Annotated in this window: 9 protein-coding genes; 3 read left to right on the top strand and 6 right to left on the bottom strand. The window is 34.7% G+C overall.

Annotated elements, in window-relative coordinates; translation table 11 throughout:
• Positions 1-245 precede the first annotated feature (245 nt).
• The 6 genes from PL77_RS23610 to PL77_RS23585 form a co-directional block, all read right to left on the bottom strand.
• Positions 246-971, bottom strand: a complete 726-nt coding sequence (locus PL77_RS23610) for a YceI family protein (RefSeq protein WP_052444673.1) — start codon at positions 969-971, stop codon at positions 246-248.
• A 21-nt stretch (positions 972-992) separates the two neighbouring features.
• Positions 993-1,352: a DUF1523 family protein gene (locus tag PL77_RS23605; RefSeq protein WP_044210961.1), complete on the bottom strand. Its 360-nt coding sequence runs from the start codon at positions 1,350-1,352 to the stop codon at positions 993-995.
• A 12-nt stretch (positions 1,353-1,364) separates the two neighbouring features.
• Positions 1,365-6,143, bottom strand: coding sequence for a hypothetical protein (locus PL77_RS23600; RefSeq protein WP_044210959.1), 4,779 nt, complete (start codon positions 6,141-6,143; stop codon positions 1,365-1,367).
• Between the two features lie 8 nt (positions 6,144-6,151).
• Positions 6,152-6,820 (bottom strand): ABC transporter ATP-binding protein, encoded by a 669-nt coding sequence (locus PL77_RS23595; protein ID WP_044210968.1) that lies wholly within the window; start codon positions 6,818-6,820, stop codon positions 6,152-6,154.
• Positions 6,759-9,989: a two-component regulator propeller domain-containing protein gene (locus PL77_RS23590; RefSeq protein ID WP_044210958.1), complete on the bottom strand. Its 3,231-nt coding sequence runs from the start codon at positions 9,987-9,989 to the stop codon at positions 6,759-6,761. The genes PL77_RS23595 and PL77_RS23590 overlap by 62 nt, the downstream gene beginning before the upstream one ends.
• Before the next feature lie 279 nt (positions 9,990-10,268).
• Positions 10,269-11,300: a LacI family DNA-binding transcriptional regulator gene (locus PL77_RS23585; RefSeq protein ID WP_044210956.1), complete on the bottom strand. Its 1,032-nt coding sequence runs from the start codon at positions 11,298-11,300 to the stop codon at positions 10,269-10,271.
• 623 nt (positions 11,301-11,923) lie between these two features.
• On the opposite strand from PL77_RS23585, the gene PL77_RS23580 reads away from it, so the two are divergent.
• Genes PL77_RS23580 through PL77_RS23570 form a run of 3 tightly spaced genes read left to right on the top strand, consistent with a single transcriptional unit; the run spans position 11,924 to position 17,781 of the window.
• Entirely contained in the window at positions 11,924-14,899 is a 2,976-nt protein-coding gene (locus PL77_RS23580; RefSeq protein ID WP_216595936.1) for a TonB-dependent receptor, read from the top strand.
• A 15-nt stretch (positions 14,900-14,914) separates the two neighbouring features.
• Positions 14,915-16,585, top strand: a complete 1,671-nt coding sequence (locus tag PL77_RS23575) for a RagB/SusD family nutrient uptake outer membrane protein (protein WP_052444672.1) — start codon at positions 14,915-14,917, stop codon at positions 16,583-16,585.
• 29 nt (positions 16,586-16,614) lie between these two features.
• Entirely contained in the window at positions 16,615-17,781 is a 1,167-nt protein-coding gene (locus tag PL77_RS23570) for a SusE domain-containing protein (protein WP_044210952.1), read from the top strand.
• Positions 17,782-17,810 lie beyond the last annotated feature (29 nt).

Below are 17,810 nucleotides of genomic sequence, written 5' to 3'. Positions count from 1 at the left end.
CCCAAAAACTATTTCTTATTGCTGTTTTCATTTACTAAATAACAAAATAAATATTAATTAACCAAGAAAAAATGTAAAAATTAGAACTCTATGGAATTTTTGTATTTTACGTTCAAGTCTTGATACTTAGGTATATACAATTTAATTATAGCCTATTTTGCAATATTGATACAGTCAGGTTGAAATAATGAAAATTCGATATATTTTAGCCGTTTTTAAAAAATAGTTTAGAAGGGTGAGATTTTTTATTTCTGAGCATATAAATGCAATTCTAATTCGATTTTATCGTTGATGGCTTTATCACCTAAATCACTGAAAAAAGAACTAGATTTATATTTAATATCATATTTCGTTCTATCAAAAGAAATGTCAGCCATAGCATGGATTGTACCGTCGTGGTTCATGATATGAGCAGGGAAAGATACGCTGTTAGTGATACCTTTGATGGTAAGGTCACCCGTCACGTCAATCATTCCTTCTTTTTCACCTTTTGCAATTTTATTGATTTTAAATGTTGCAGCAGGGAACTCAGTCACATTGAAGAAATCATTATTCTCCAAATGTCCTTTTAATTTTTTGTTCAACTTGTCATCAGCAGGAATATCATCAACACTAATGGTAGTCATGTCAATATTGAATTCGCTATTTGTTGAAATTTGATTTTCGCTTACAGCTACAGTACCAGAAGCCAGCTTTAATTTACCGTAGTGAGAACTTCCAGTAATCTTTTTACCTGTCCATTTGATGAAACTTTTCTCAGTATCTACTTTGTAGCTACCATCGCTTAACATCATGCTTTCAGATTTGTGACTGTGTCCGTGATGGTGTTCGTGGTCATCGCCGTGGCTATGCCCTGTACCTTCTTCATGTTTATGAGTGTGATCTTCTTTTTTTTCTGAAGTTGTACCACAAGAGATAATTCCTGCGATTAGAAAGATTGAAACTAGGAAATTAATACTTAGAAATTTCATGATTAAAAAACTTAAGTTTGGTTATTGTTTTACTTTTTCAACACTAATAACATTAGGATACATAGAGAGAAATGGAATTCTAAATCCTACTATGCTGAAGTCATATGTTTCTCCATCTTGGATTTTAGCATAAACATCAGAAGAGTTGAATTTAAACCAAATCCACGTATCTGTATTTTCAAAAGTGTGAGGTTTTTCGTTTTTATCCAGTGTGTAGATAAGGTATTTATCTAGCTTTTGATCTCCATTTTTGACAGAGCCTCTTATTCTTTCTGTCTTATTTACTGTAGCTGTAATTGTTCTTCTATTGACTTTCGGGAAAAGCCACATCAAAAATATAAATCCAATTACTCCAATGCTGATGTAGAGGTACTTTTTCATTTTTACTGTAATCTAATAGACCTTTTTGAGGGGTCCTTTTAATCTATTTTTACGTTTAGTATTTTTTTCAATATACCTAATTTCCATTTTAGTAGCCTTATCCTTTTTAGGGATTTCGGGCTCCATTAGTGGTGATAGAGTACTTGCTACTCCGGTTAAGACTGTTTTTACCCAGAAGTTAAAGATAAACTTTGTAGTATCTCTTTCATAATAAATATGCCCTTGCTTCATGGAAGGGAAACGAGGGTTTTCTTCTCTTATTAAAAGATTTGCAACCGAACTTAAAAAGGCCCTTCTTTTGAGCTCACCTGTTTTCTTAGCCTTATCTTTCAAAACATCCACTTCCAAGTTTTTATACCTGAATTGCATATTTCCCATGGCCACACTATCGTCAGCTAATACCTTAAAATACATTCTCTTCAGGTTGCCATCTTTTATTTTTACGAGCTCTAATCTTTCAACAAGCGGATTCAGTTTAATCAAGTCCATTTTACCTACTTCTCCTTCATAATAATAGGTGCCAAGACTGTCTAATGGAGGGATTCTAAAATACATCTTTAATTCACCACCTTCTTCCATCAAAATACCTTTGACATACATTTCCATGTATGGGTCATCCGCTAGTTTAGCTGTGTCATTCGTAATGTTGAAAATTTGTCCTGTAAAATCATTTAACTGGAATTGTCCAGATTTACCTTCTAGTTCTTGATCTTCCGACTTTGCTCTTATATTTCCTTTATACTCTTCATAATTAATATGACTGTCTGTAATGGTAATGGTGTCGAGCCTAAATGCTAAAGGAGTTTCTTCAAAAATGGTGTGGATCATTTTTGGATTCTTTTTGTTAGGGTCAACAGGTACAGTCTTATCTCTATAAGCTGACAGATTCAAACGGTCAATTTCAACACCGTTTAAATGTATATGATCAGTAAATAAATAGTTTTTAAAGTGAAAGCCCCTTAATAATAAGTCATCAATACCAATTTCAATTCTATCGGTTTGATATTCATTGACGATACCAAATAACTTTTTAGAGTATCTAGGAACTAAAGCAAAGTTTTTGAGATAAACATCTTCATAATGATTATTGAAGTGGAGAGAATCAAATCCAATGGCATACATTCCATTGTTGAGGTTGAAAATGTTTTTACCAAGGTTTAAATTAATTCGTCCTAGTTTGATATAATCTCTTTCTGATTGTATTGTTTCTTGGTTGATGTAAACCCCTTCAATTTTTAGGTTAATGTCTTTTATACTGTTTTCATTATAAACACTCTGAAATGATTTCTGATGTTCAAGACGTTCCAGTGAATCCTCCGTAGGGGCAAGGGTGTAGACATCGATTGGATTGCCCTTCGTTTCAGCAAGAATATTATCAATCAATAGTTTTTTCTTTTCCTTTGAATAACGTTTGTTATTACTAATTCGATTGGTCTTTTTGCTGTATTTATTTAATTCCTTAGGGCTTAATTCAGTACTATTTAGCGGGGTTTCCGTCCTTTTTCTTCTCATCAGACGGGAGATGTTTTTTCTATTATTGTCTTTTGAGGGACTTCTAAATGAAACAGAACTGCTATCAACCTGTATATAATCGATGGCTATACTTTCAAAATTGTCTAAAAGTGCAACGACCTTTTCTTTGGGGAAGTTTTTCTCAGCAAAAGTTCCTGTTTTTTTGACTTTTTTGGTTTTTGCAGGATTTAGATAGCTAATTTTTTTAGTATAAATCGTATCAATATCTATTTTTTTGTCATAAGCGAATGATTTTAAACCTGCTCCTTTTATCTGAAGTTCTTCTACTTGCAGTAAGAAAAGTGAATCAATGATACCTACAGACTTAGAGCCCATTTTTGGGAGGATATTCGCTTCAGAAATAAGGATAGAATCACCACCTGAGTCGATCACAAGTTCACTGGATGAAATGACATAAGGAGAAATATCCCTTTCATATTGTAAACCTTTCATTTTTAGAAAAATATTTTTTGGCCTTATGTCTCCGATGTTTTTTTGTGCAGATGCTTTAGAACGCAACTCGTGTACATCGAGTTCTCCACCAAAAAATGTAAGATAGCTTTCTTGCCCTTTTTGATCTGTATGCAAAAGTGCAAAATCATCAAGCCTGAGGTTTATATTTTCAATTCCTAAATATTTAAGAAACTCCTTCTGATTTTCTGATTTTGTAGCAGTGGTATCACTTTCAGGTTTCCATCTTTCATCAATCGCTATTACTCCTCTTACACCATCAATACCGATCTGATCAGCATTGAGTTGTTGAATATCTTTTAGCATTCGAAGGTCAAGCCCATCTATATTGATGTTGTCGATTCCTGTCAATGCCTTAATAAACATCTGATTGTCTTGATCGATAGGAGTGAGTGCTGTTCCTTTAATTTTTAAAGTTTGCTTTTCGACGTTGAGGCTTATCTTATCTATAGAGGATTTGTGGTTAATAGATCGGATGGGAACGTAAATATCTTCTACCACAAAGTTGATGTCTTCCCAATCAAATTTTTTATCTTCTAAAGTAAAGCCGACAATGTCGACGCCCATACTTTCGCTTCTACCTAAAATCCCTGTATCTTCTTTTGTAATAGTTAAAGGTCCTTTTCTTAAGTGAAAGTCATTCACCATAAGGTATTTGAATGGGGCAGCTTTTTTGGGTGTAATTTTATTAAGACTGTCCTTTGTGATGTTTTTTGTTGATGCAATAGCTTTCTTAAGTGGAATCTCAATATCAGAACTTGGTATATCTACAAAGATGTCATCAATGATCAAAGAGTCAGAAAATAAATACTTTCGCCAGGTGATATGACTAAAATGAACGCCTTGGACATAGCTTTCAATATTCAAGTTAGATGCCGTGGAATCTTCTGTTGATATATTTAAGCCGGCAATAGCCAATGAACTATCATTGGTGGTAAACGCCATTTCCTCAATCAGAAAATCATAGTTATTGATCTGAGGTAAACTGATATATTTAAAATCGACATTAGCTTTATGGATTTTAAAATACTTGGGTTGAAGTAATGGAAGGTGTAAAGAATCAACATCAAGTTCGATATCTTGAATGGTCAGCTGATCTTTGTATTTCTTTTCTTTTGGAATGTTGATGGTTAGTTCTCCATCTTTCAAAAGCGTGGAGTTTAAGGCAATTGAAATATTTTTTTTCTTTTTATTCTCCTTATTCACCTTTTCAATAGGATGAGTGGGAAGCCAAACCTCTGTTTTTAGATCGTCAATCAATAAATGATTGTAAGCGAAAAGCGAGTCTAATGGATTTTGAAGGAAGAAATTATAGTCGACTCTGTTTAAAGTGATTTTCTTAGCCTGAGCACTAATGTACGTTTGAGAAGTAGAATCCGGTACATTGCCAATAGGTTTGTAGGCAGGGGAATATAAATAGAGCTTTTGCCACTTTGAGTGATAATATAGTCCTCCTACCTTAGCATAGTGCTTATTATCAAAATCCCATCTTTGGTATTTCAGTTTTACATCAAAGTTTTGATAGCCAACCGGTATTTTCTCTTTTAAGATCTCATCATTAATCGCTATTTCATCAATATTAATGGAGATGTCATTGACTTGCCTTTTTCCTAATTTATTCGTTTCGAAAGGGATTTTAGCACTTTCAAGATGAAATTTTTGAATGCTGATTTCTTTCAGAAATTTAGGGAGTTCAGGTGTTTTGCCTTTCTTCCCCTTCGCTCCAGAGGAGTGAAGTGTTAATTCTACTTGTGGTTTTACAATTGATAATTCTTTGATGTATAGACTGCTGTCAAAAAGGAAACGGCGTATGTCCAAACCTTCCAAAGAAAGCAGTGGAATAGTCGCATTATTAATAGGTATTTTTTTGTCTATGCCTTCATTAATTCTGTACAATGATGTGTTGAAAACCAATAAAGAACTATCAATAGTGGAGAAGTCAATTTTTCCCAAACTGATACCAAAAGGAGAATCTTTTAATTCAAGTTTTATATTTCTAGTGTTAAACTCTAAATCACCCACATGAAGAGGTAACATTTTTTGCTCAAGCGTAAGAGAGTCTAAGTAAATATCTTTTAGTGTGATTGAGATTTCATCTAAAGCGATTTGTTGCTTGATTTTTTGAGTGTGATCAAAATAATTCAAGGAAGAATTAATGGTCATCACATTACCAATCCTATAGCGTTTGAGGTTTTCTTTATTTTGGTAAAATAAACTATTTAGGGTTTCAGTGAGCGTTTTATTCGCAAAAGCTTCCTTTTTCCTTTGTCCTTCAATTTTATATTTGTGTATTTCTATATCGGCAGAATCAAGAAGGACATTACCAATGTATATTTCCTTTTGAAAAACGGCTCTTAGAATAGAGAAGTTTTGTAATTCAAATTTATTGAGTTTGACCTTAACTAGATTTTTCTTTTGACCTAATGGAACGCTGTCATTGAAGGCAATATATGCACTGTCGGGAGTAAATTCAGGATTGATTAATGTAATGGAACCACTTGAAAGAAAGTCATGTATTGACCATCCTGAAATAAGTTTTACGTGGATTTTATCATAATCCAGCGAATACTTTTTCTGAGTTCCCCTTGTAACACTTTCTTTGATGGCTCCTCCGATAAACTCATCAGGGTAATATTGTAAGATGATATGAAGACTGATAATAAGGCTGAGAAACAACGTTACAAAAGCAATCGAAAAAATGACAAAAAGATTGGTTAGCCGCCTTGCTAGACTTCTTTTTGTACGGACTTTTTTCTTTACTTCCTTTTCGTCCTCTGGGTTATTATTTGCTTTATCATCAGTGCTCATTTACAGCGTTAAAGAGTGGAACTATCCAAATTCATGGTGCCGTCACTTATCCATAATTGTCGATCTGCCATTTTTGCTAATTGATGATTATGCGTAACAATGACAAAAGTTTGATTCATTTTATCCCTTAACTCAATAAATAATTTATGGAGTTCTTCAGCATTATTTGAATCTAAATTACCACTAGGTTCGTCGGCAAAAATGATAAGAGGATCGTTGATTAAAGCTCTGGCAATTGCACACCTTTGTTGTTCTCCACCTGACATTTCAGTGGGTTTGTGATCACATCGTTCACCAATATTCAATTGGTTCATGAGTTTTCGGCCCTTTTCCTCAATATCACTCATTTTTTTACCGGCAATTAGTGCAGGCATACAAACATTCTCTAATGCAGTAAATTCAGGTAAAAGGTTGTGAAATTGAAATACAAACCCAATTTTATCATTCCTGAATTTGGCCAAATCGTCACCGTGTAACGAAGTAACTTCTGTATTATTGATCCATACCTTACCCGTATTAGGAGAGTCCAAAGTACCTAATATTTGGAGTAAAGTACTCTTTCCTGCTCCCGAAGCACCCATAATAGATACTATTTCGTTTTGTTTTATCTCTAGATCAATTTCTTTCAATACGTTCAGTTTCCCGTATGATTTTGTGATCCCTTGTGCTTTCAGCATAATTTGTTTCATATTTGAATCCAACAACCATCATATCATCCCCCTGCTCTGTGCCTTCTTTCCATTTATGGAAGGTTGAATGAAGTGTATTACATTGTTCTGTAAACGGAAGCGAAGATAACTTAAAAAGTAAATTTTTGAACTGTACTTTTTTAAATTTTTCACCTTGAGCATTAAATTGACTCGAAAAGCCATCTGAAAATAAATAAAGAATAGCATCTTCACTCAATTCAAAGTCAAAGTTATCAAAAGCCGGTTCAACATCATTAAAGATAATACCAATACTGCAGAAATTACTTTTGATTGTCTTTAGCTCACCATTTTCAACAATTATTAACGGTCTTCGTGCTCCAGCAAAATTCAAGTTTCTTGTTCCTTTCTCAAATCTACATACTGCCACATCCATACCGTCACTTATTTCGTTATTTTCATGGATTTTTAATGCAATTTTGAGGTTTTGATCCAATTTGGTTAATAAATCGGCACTTCTGATATTAGGGTTATCTCTCACTAATTCATCAAGTAACTGATTTCCAACAATAGATATAAAAGCAGCTGGAACACCATGGTTAGTACAGTCGATAAGTAGTAAAAAGATGTATTTTTCGTTTTCTCTGATCCAAATAAAATCACCTGTTACCTCACTTTTAGTAATGCTTAGGTTAAAGGATTTGGGGAATAACTTCGGGAAAGTACCATCACAGCTAATGATCGCATCTTGAATATTGGCCGCATATTTAATACTCCCTTGCATTCTGTCATTGATTTCTTTTAGCTGATTACTTTTCTTTTCAATTTCATCTTTTGCCTTTTCTACTTTCTCTCTCTCATTTCTAAATTCCTGTGTTCGTTCATCTACTTTTTGCTGTAAGGTTTCTTTCTTGATTCTTTCCTTTCTTAATGAAGAATAGAAAAGATAGAAGATGAAAATAATAATCAGTAATGTGATGATGGCTCTTACGCTTCTCTTCTGGAAAAACTTCTTCTCAATGGTAAACTGAAATTCTTCATTGATAGGGGAGGCTATTCCTCTTGCATTGACAGCTTGAAGGCTGAAAATATAATCGCCAGGAGGAAGGTTTGAATAAATGGCTTGGCTATTTTCTGACAAAGGATGGTAATATTCTTCGTACCCAATAAGCTTCCATTTGTATCTAATTTTAGATGGGACATTCATGGAAATCCCAACAAAATTGATTGTAATATGATTGTAATTACTTGGTAGCTGTAAGTTAATAGGTAAGTGTGATTTTTTGTCGATGCCTTCGCTGTAATCTTCCCAAGGAAAATCTTCAGAAAACATTTGCAGGTCCTCAAATACAATCACTGGAGGGACCATACTATATACGCTTTTGGTAGGGTTGATTTTCACAACACCATTATCGGTTCCAAACCATAAGTTGCCATATTTATCTTTAGAGGCGCTACTTTTAGTATAAGACAATGAATTGAAACCTTCGGCAGTGCCATATTTTTCTACCTTGACTATGTCATTGTTCAAGCCGACCAAATGATTGATGCCATTGTTACTACCGGCCCATATATTTCCTTTCTTATCTACTTCTACCGAATAGATATTGGTAGATGAAAGCTTTTCATCTTGAAAAGAAATAGCCATATCTGCTCCTTCATGTAATTTACAAAGTCCACTACCTGTGGTACCAATCCATAAGTTATTAAGTTGATCAAATACCAAATCGTTGACGTAATTAGAAGGGAGAGATTTATTGTTAGGTTGGAAAGTGTTGATGATCTCAAAATTATTATCAATATGAATCAAACCTCGTCCTCTAGTGCCTAACCATAATGTTGAGTCCTTTGGTGAAATGGCAATTTTGGATACTCTAGAACTTCTCAGGTCTTTTGAATAGTCTTTTACATAGTCTAATGAAGTATCAGTAACCTCAAAAATATGATTGATCAACACGGCGTAAAGCTTTCCTTTTTTCTTGAAAAAAGAAGTAGGGCTATTTAAAAACTCTTCATGCGAAGGATCTGTTAATTTTATCCATTGAGTGTCTGCGTATCTAAAAACACCCTTGTCAGTACCAATAATCAAATGATCTTGAAGATTTTCGGTCATATTTAAATATCGAACGGATACTGGTAGTGGGATTTTTGTACTGAATTTTTCCTCTTTTAATATAATGATATCTTCTTCCGTGCCTACAAAAAGGGTGTTGTCTTTTGCTTGGTAAGTATCAAGTACTTTACCATTAATTTGAACTCCTTCTCCAAAAAAGGTATAAATATTATTGTTCAAGCGAAACAATCCATTGGGAGTAGCAAACCATAGACCTTGTTCTTCATCTTCGCATATATTATTAATATGCCTGTCTAATCCGTTCTCGTAATTAAGATGATGGATTTGTTGTTCGTCTTTGAAAGCGAAAGCACCATTATTCCTTGTTCCTACCCATAGTGTTCCGTCTTTACTTTCAAAAAGAGAAAGAATCTTTTTTCTATTTAGAATTCTGATGGGTGATTCCTGTTGATTTTTATGTAATATCCATACACCATTGTCGGTGCCAATTGCTACTTTTTCATTCGACAGATGTTGAATTGCTTTTATATTACCAGGAAGCCTGATATGGCGTTGAACAGAATCGTTTTTGACGATTAAGATCCCTTCCTTAATTGTACCTACCCACATATTACCATCATCATCGGTAGAGATACAAGAATACTTCGTGTTTTTCCTCAGTGGATAGTGAAAAGATTTTTTGTTGAATTTTGCATTAAGCTTAAACAATGAAAAAGAGGTTGTAATCCCCCAAACCGTTTTATTTTTAATGTCATAATCAATATTTCTTACCCCAAAAGGAATGCTATCATTGATGAGATAATTAAATACCTTTCTATCGGAAAGTAAATTGACACCATTAGCCGTTGCTACCCAAATATTATTATGTTCATCGCTTGCAAAATCAAAAACGAAATTGTTGGATAGACCTTGCTTAGCATCAATGGTGTAAAATGATTGACTATTATTGATGTTAATTCCTCCTTCTATTGTGCCAATCACAATACTGCCATATTTTCCTTGCTGTAAGGCAACGCAGTTGTTTTGAACAAGACCATTATTAATAGTAAACTTGGTAATATTATATTGTTGGGCATTAGCTAGAGAACTTACTAATAATAATATATGGAGGAGTACTTTTCTCATTAGAGTGGTGTGATAAAAGAGTAAAATTCTATTTAAAAAGTAGAGAAATTCGATATGAAAGGTTGAATGAATCAAAATCTATTTTCTTCATTTCAACTTAATTCAATAGTAAAATAAAAATTCTAAAAAGCAATAAGCAAAAAACGAGCTGTTTTTTGACAACTCGTTTTTAATAATACAGTGATAAGAGCATGTTTGAAATTAAAACGGCCTTCTAAAAGGAAATTCAAACACCCTATAAATATGTTTTAAGAAGCAATTACAGTTTTTGTAACCTTTCTAACTATGAATACTTGACCCTCTTTTAATAAGATGGCTTTCTACCACTTCTGTTCTTGGTGTGAAGTCTTCATCTTTCTCTTCTGCACGAATTTGCTCTAATAGTAATTTGGCAGCTGTTACTCCAATATCTACCCCCGATTGCTCAATAGAAGATAAAGGTGGGTCTAACAACTGAGATAAACGCCAATCACCAAAACCAATCACAGAAACATCGTTAGGAATTGAAAGCCCTTTTTCTTTGGCTGCGTTCATAGCCCCAATTGCCGTTACATCATTATTTGCGAATACGGCGTCAAATTCAATCTTTTGGTCTATGATGTCGTACATCGTTGTCTTACCCTCATCTAAGTCACCTTTTGGACAAGGAATGATCATATTTTCATCTACCTCGATATTATAATCCTTCAAAGCAGCCAAATAACCATTTTTACGATTTCTGCCAATAGCAAGATTATCAGGCCCACTTAAGTGAATAATATTTTTACAGCCCTGCTTTATCAAATGTTCCGTTGCCATGTAAGCACCTTGGAAGTCATCAGTAATCACCTTACTTACGTTGAGTTCTTCAGATACTCGGTCAAACATTACTAAAGGAACACCTTTGTTGACAATGCTTTTTAAATGCGATAAATCGTTAGATTCTTTGGTTCTTGAAATAAGTAGTCCGTCGACTCTGCTAGAGAACATTGCTTTTGTATCTACAATTTCTTGTTCGGTAGATTCATTAGAAATACAGATCATAACATTGTACCCTTCGTTATAGGCTACCTTCTGAACTCCAGAGATTACATTCGCAAAAAAGTCGTGTACTATTTCTGGAACTATTATACCTAACACAAAAGATTTATTGTGTCTTAAACTCAAAGCCAGAGAGTTAGGTTGGTAATCTTTTTCTTTGGCAAGTTTGTGAACAGCGTCTTTAGTATCTTGACTGATATCTGGGTGATTTTTTAGAGCTCTGGAGACAGTAGATTTAGAAATGCCAAGTTCATTGGCGATGTCTTGCATCGTGTATTGCCCTTTTCTCATACTTCTATTTTATAGTTGAATTTCGTTCAAAATTGTACTGTTTTTTGAAAATATATAGAATAACTATGAAATGACCTATTCTTAACAAAAAAAAAGAAAAAATTAGCGCAACCGATTGAAATTGAATATTGTGTGTAATTTGTGTTTTTTTGATAAAAACGATTTTATTGTTTTATGTTATGGGCAATGTAATGTTTTTCTATTTTTTGAACTAAAACCCAAAGAGAAGTTAAATGTTAAAATTGTATTAAAATATTCATTTTTTTAACTATTAGAAGTTTTTTGAAATTTAATTTCATTATAAGTCTGTAAATCAGAATATAAATTTTTTAAAATTGTTACAATTTGTTTCGTGTTTAGTGTTATTGACGTGTATTTTTTTTGGTGAAATTTAAATAAACTAAAAAAATATCATTTTGTCTTAAATAATTAAGTGACTATTTTGCGTAGGCAATAATGTGTAAAACAATATTTGCTAATTGTACTTTTCTAAGATATAATTGTTCTGAAGACTATTTCTCAATAAGAGTTACAAATGGAACAAAGCCTTATTTTATTAACCTTTAGAAGAATTATTGAATTGAAAAGTACTTGTCTATTTGTCTAACTGTATAAGTATGAAAATGAGCATTAATTCTACATGGCGTTATGCTACAACGTTGCTACTTGTTATGTTCTCTATTGTAACTTTTGCCCAAGAGAGAACATTAAGTGGTAAGGTAGTAGATGAAAATGGTGACCCACTACCGGGAGTAGCTGTATTAGTAAAAGGTACTACAAAAGGGGGGACAACTAACTTTGACGGAGAGTATAAAATTACGCTCTCTGAAGGAGAAACTACCTTAGTAGTAAGTTACATCGGCTACAAGACACAAGAAGTCAGTGTGGGTAATCAATCCATTATCGACTTTGCATTGGAAGTGGACGCTGAACAACTTGATGAAGTGGTTGTCATTGGTTATGGTAGTGTGAAGAAAGAAGATGCTACTGGTTCAGTGGCCGCTGTAAATGCTTCCGACTTTAACCAGGGAGCGATTACTTCACCTCAAGAACAACTACAAGGTAAAGTGGCAGGTGTAAATATCTCCACTAATTCAGGTGAACCTGGTGCTGGTGCTACGATTAGAATTCGTGGTGGATCTTCACTTTCGGCATCCAATGATCCTTTGATTGTAATTGACGGAGTACCCGTAGATAATGGAGAGGTAAGAGGGCAAGCCAATCCTTTATCATCAATTAACCCAAATGATATTGAGACATTCACGGTACTGAAAGATGCTTCTGCAACAGCAATCTATGGTTCAAGAGCCTCAAATGGTGTCATAATTATCACAACCAAAAAAGGTTCTTCTGGTCAAATGAAAATTGATTATGCAGGTAATGTATCTGTAGCGACTGCACCAAAAACAATCGATGTGATGTCGGCTAGTCAATTTAGAGATTTGGTAACACAAGTATATGGTGAAGGAAGTGAAGCCGTATCAAGATTAGGTACTGATGATACGGATTGGCAAAATGAAGTATTAGCACCAGCCGTTTCTACAGACCATAGTGTATCCGTAGGAGGTGCTATTAAGGATGTCCCGTATAGGGTATCAATAGGTTATACCAACCAAAACGGTATCGTAAAAACATCAAACATGGAAAGATTCTCTGGAGCAATTTCAGTGAATCCAAAGTTTTTTGATGATCATTTAGCAGTGAGTTTGAATTTGAAAGGAAATATTTCCAATTCAAGATTTGCAGATGCAGGTGGTGCATTGGGTAACGCAGTGAGTTTCGATCCTACAAAACCTGTAAGAGATGGAAACGAGAAGTTTGGCGGCTACTATACTTGGACAGCACCAGACGGTAATCCAGAAGTAAATGCTACTCGAAACCCTGTAGCACTTTTGGAACAAGTTGATAATAGAGGTAAGGTGAATAGATCGATTGGTAATATCCAATTGGATTATAAATTCCACTTCTTACCGGAATTAAAAGCCAACTTGAACGTAGGGTATGACTACTCTTATAGTGATGGTCATAATAATACACCTACAAACTTTGCAGGAGATTATGCCGCAGGTGATGGTGGTAAGAGGAGTACTTACAATCAAACGAGAGATAATAGACTCTTAGATTTTTATCTCCAGTACAACAAGGAAGTAGGAGACTTTAATATAGATGCAATGCTTGGTTATTCATGGCAGTACTTCAAGAGTAGTGGTTATGATTATTCAGCCAACGTTTCAGGTTCTCGTATTGACGTTGATAAAGCTTTCGCAACAGAACGTTATCTAGTTTCTTTCTTTGGTCGTGCCAATGTTTCTTATTTACAGAAATATCTATTGACAGTGACATTAAGATATGATGGTACTTCAAGGTTCTCACCTGATACACGTTGGGGGGTATTCCCGGCACTTGCATTTGCATGGAACATGAAGAAAGAGAGTTTCTTAGAAACTTCTGATGCCGTAAGTACTTTAAAACTAAGATTAGGTTATGGTGTAACAGGTCAGCAAGATGTAGGTTCAGACTATATTTCACAACCTAGATATACCTTTGGGCAAGATGTAGTGCAGTATCCTGTATATGACGCACAAGGTAACCTTACAAGTTACCAAACGATTGCACCTCAAGCTTACGACAGTAGAATCAAGTGGGAATCAACAGCAACTTATAACATTGCAGCAGATTTCGGATTTATGGATGATAGAATCACTGGTACATTAGAGTATTACTACAGACAATCATTTGATCTCTTAAACACTATTCCTGTTCCAGGTCAATCTAACTTGAATAACGAGTTAACAACCAATATTGGTGACTTAACAAACCAAGGTATTGAGTTAAGTATGAATGCTAAGATTATTTCTAACTCAAAACTACATTGGGACTTTGGATTTAACTTCACATATAACAGAAATGAAATCACGAAGTTAACGAATGGCGAACAAGAAGGCTTCTTAGGTGTACCAACAGGTCCTGGTCCTTCAAGAGGTACAGGTTCAAAAGTTCTGTATCAGAGAGTAGGTAATCCAACAAACTCTTTCTTAGTGTTTGAACAGGTTTATGATTCAAATGGAAAGCCACTTGAAGGAGTTTATGTAGATCACAATGAAGACGGTCAAATCACTAATGAAGATAGAATTAGTAATAAGTATGTGGCGCCAGACTTCATTTTAGGTCTTAATACTAAGGTATCATACGGTAATTGGGATTTCTCAATGGCTGGTAGAGCAAATATTGGAAACTATGTTTACAATGATGTTGAATCGGCAAATGGAGCATTAAGAAACCTATATGAGTTTAGTGTTTTGACGAATAGAACAACTTCATATTTTGATACTCAATTTACTGGTGATGATAACAACTTACCATTATCAAGCTACTACGTTCAGAAAGCAACATTCTTTAGATTGGATAACATCATGTTAGGTTACAATTTCAATAATCTTGCAGATGGTAAAATCAACCTAAGAGTTTATACAACAGTGAATAACGTATTTGTAATCACAAACTATAAAGGACTTGACCCAGAGATACCAGAAGGTGTAGATAATAACATTTATCCTCGTGCAAGAACATTCCTTTTAGGTGTTAATGTTGGATTCTAAAAAAATTGAAAGAAAATGATAAAGAATATAAATAGAGTTGCAAAATACCTAGCGTTGACGTGTTCAATTGCCGTTTTTGCTTCTTGTGTAAATGATTTGGATACTAAGCCAATTGATCCAAACGAAATCTCACAAGTGACTCCGGAAAATGCACCCGGAATGTTGGCTAAAATATACAGTGGTTTTACCCTAACAGGTCAAGAAGGGCCAGGTTCTTCTGATATTGTTGTAAATGATGCTGGTAAAGCTTCGTTCTTGAGAAGACTCTTTGTACTTCAAGAATTACCAACGGATGAAGTAGTCTGTTTTTGGGGTGATGTTGAGGTAAATGAAATGAATACACTTTCTTATACCGCCAACAATGAGGCCGTAAGAAACATGTATGACCGTATTAACCTTCAAGTGGGTTATGCAAATGAGTTTTTAAGACAAACGAGTGGAATCGATGATGCTAATTTAAAAACGCAAAGAGCAGAAGCACGATTCCTGAGAGCTTTAACTTATTATTATGCAATGGACCTTTTTGCGAATATGCCTTTCACAACTGAAGCAGACCCTGTAGGTGCATTTAATCCAGAACAAAAGGACAGAACATTCTTATTTGATTACATCGAAGCGGAATGTAAAGCTGTAATTGGTGAAACTGCAGATGATAATGAAAACATCCTTTTGGATGCCAAAGCAGGTGAAATTGGTAGAGCAGATAAAGCAGCTGCATGGATGCTATTAGCAAGAATCTACTTAAACGCAGAGGTTTATATTAATACACCAAAATATACTGAGGCAATTACTTACCTTAATAAAGTGTTTGGAGCAGGGTACTCTCTAGAACCAGTTTTTGCAGATCTTTTCAAAGCTGATAATTACAAGTGTACGAACGAGATTATCTTTAGTATTAATCAAGATGGTATTGTTGCTCAGACTTTTGGAGGTACAACTTATATGGTAGCGGTAGCTTCTGGTGGTGATGTTTCTGGTAAGTTTGTGGGTACAAATGGTGGTTGGCAAGGTAATATCGCACCCTCCACATTTGTAAATAAATTTGAAAATCTCACTACAAATGATCCTAACACTAATGATGCGAGAAAAGGTTTCTTCATTACAACAGGTGATGACGGAACGGAGTTAGATATTGACGTTTCGATTCCTTTTGAATGGGGTACTGAAGGTTATAAATATGTGAAATGGACCAATATTGTAAGAGGGGGCACTACAGAGTGGTTATATTCTCCATCTTATGCAGAAAGAGATGCTGCTACTGAGGTATATACTCCGGGTAGAAGCAATGGTTCTACACCTTATACAGATATCAATTTCCCTTTATTCAGACTAGGAGATGCTAATTTAATGTATGCTGAGGCAGTACTTCGTGGAGGTACTGGAGGTACACGTGCAGAGGCCCTTCAAAAGGTCAATGATTTAAGAACAAGAGCAAAAGCGGCTAACATTCTTGATAGTGATTTGGACCTTGATTTTATTCTTGATGAAAGATCAAGAGAGTTAGCATGGGAAGCTCAAAGAAGATCAGATTTAATTCGTTTTGGGGTGTACACAAAAGGTTATAACTGGCCTTATAAAGGTGGTGCACTCAATGGACAGGATGTAGATGATAAGTTTAAAATTTATCCTTTGCCATTCTCTGATATTGGAGCGAACCCTAATTTGAAACAAAACCCAGGTTATTAAGTCAATTGATAGGATTAAAATTGAAAACAATGAAAAAAATATATAAAGGGATTTTGTTGATTGGTCTTTTTGCTGCAATTTATGCTTGTAGTGAAGATTCAACAGAACCAAGAATCTCAGGTTCCGAAAATAACGTCTCTGCCGAGATTTTATCTCCAACCACCGGAACAACGATAGCACTAGATACCGCAAACGGAGGTGCAGATTCAGTAGCGGCCACTTTTGAGTGGTCTCCAGCAAAATACAATGGATTAAACTTGGCAAGAAATTATGAGATTCTTTTGTCAGATACAGAGGATTTTGCAAATACTCAATCTCTTGGAACAACAGGTGATACACAACTTGGCGTACTTACAAAGGATATCAATAATGCAGCTGTAGCATTAGGCTTAGCAGTAGATACAGAACATACAATCTATTCGAGAATCAGTACTACGGTGACGGCTAATATTGATACCTTAATTTCTGAAGGGATTAATTTTAAGATGACGCCATATCTTTCAGTTATTAATTACCCAAGAGTTTACGTTCCAGGTGATTTTAATAATTGGACCAATAATTCTGATACTTATAGTCTCGCTTCGGTGAATTTTGATAATACTTATGAAGGTTATATGCCATTGCAAACTGATGCAGATGGTAACCCAGTAACTGGTAACTTCAAGATTTTAACTGAAAGTGGAAATTGGGATTCACAATATGGCTTGCCGAATGGGTCTGCTCTTCCTACGAATAACCCAGTAGCAATAATTCCTAAAAAAGGAAATGGACCGAATGACGATGATCCAGATGCTTGTAGAGTACCTAGTAGTGTTGGAGATCAAGTTCAATATCGTTTGATTGCTAAATTAGGTGAAACAGATGGTTCTTATACTGCCGAGGCATCTATTTGGAGAATTGTTGGGGACGCAACACCTAATGGATGGCCAGGTGATGCTCCTAATGATAAAAATGATACTGATATGGTTTACGATAGAGCGACAAATACATGGTCTGTTGATGTAACTTTAACAACAGGTAACTTGAAATTTAGAGCGAATCACTCTTGGGACTTAAACTTAGGTACAGGTGACCAAGGGCCAAATTCATTAAAATATGGAGGTGGAGATATTCCAATATCTACAGCTGGTGAATATACAGTGAAGTTAGATCTTTCAGATGCTCCAAATTGGAAGTATGAATTAATACAAAAATAAAGGATTGGAATGACTAGTAAATAGATTGA

This window comes from Flammeovirga sp. OC4, from assembly GCF_000812565.1.
GTDB lineage: Bacteria > Bacteroidota > Bacteroidia > Cytophagales > Flammeovirgaceae > Flammeovirga.
This window is presented reverse-complemented; position numbering and strand designations above follow the sequence as displayed.